The organism is Pseudomonas sp. EA_65y_Pfl1_P113 (assembly GCF_963970525.1).
In the GTDB taxonomy this organism is placed as follows: domain Bacteria; phylum Pseudomonadota; class Gammaproteobacteria; order Pseudomonadales; family Pseudomonadaceae; genus Aquipseudomonas; species Aquipseudomonas tritici.
In genome coordinates this window covers 1-723 of the sequence record NZ_CAXAQM010000157.1, presented here as the reverse complement: position 1 = coordinate 723, position 723 = coordinate 1, and the positions used below count along the sequence as shown (strand labels likewise).

General features: G+C 63.9%; 1 protein-coding gene. It reads right to left on the bottom strand.

The window, feature by feature from the left end; all coding sequences use genetic code 11:
* Positions 1-125 precede the first annotated feature (125 nt).
* Positions 126-723, bottom strand: a 598-nt coding sequence (locus AACY52_RS28855) for an RNA polymerase sigma factor (protein ID WP_339561151.1), incomplete at its 5' end; no start/stop codon positions are given.

Below are 723 nucleotides of genomic sequence, written 5' to 3'. Positions count from 1 at the left end.
AGGCCGTCCCAATCCGCAAAGGACGCGTCGTGAACCCGGATCACCCAGCGGCGCGCGGTTTCCTCGACCGTTGCAGATTCAGGCGCGTTCATGACCATATCCCCCTAATGACGGAGTGGTAGCGCTCATTCCGCATCCAACTTTACCTTTAGCGCCGCCAAGGCCCGATACGCCTTTTGCAAATCCTTCTCGACCGAGCTCAAACTCACCCCCAATGTCTTTGCAATCGATGCCTGGCTTTCCCCTTCCAGGCGATAGCTCCGAAACACCCGATCGACCCGCGGCCCCAAGGCGGCGAGGACGGCGTCGGCTTCGCGCAACCGCTGCCGCGCGATCAGCACGCGTTCGCCGCCCGGCACATCCTGCGGGGTATCGCCGGTGCTGTGCCAATCCTGCTGTCGCCGCACGCGGCTGACATTCGAGCGGTGCCGGTCGCGCATCAGGTTCTCGGCCGCGCGAAAGAGATAGGAGATCGGATCGACGACAGGCTGGCTGGTCGACAGCGCGACGCGTTGCCACAAATCCTGCAGCACATCCTCGGCTTCGTCGCCCGCGCCGCGCACCGCCAGAAAGCGCAACAGACGCGCACGCTCGTTGACGATCAGGAGTTGCAGCCCGCTATTGTGCCGTTCTGCATCCATTTCGAGAGCCAAGTTCCATCGCCATGCTGCGCATACGTCCGCCGCCGCGATGGGTTGGCGGCACCGGCACCGTACGACGTCG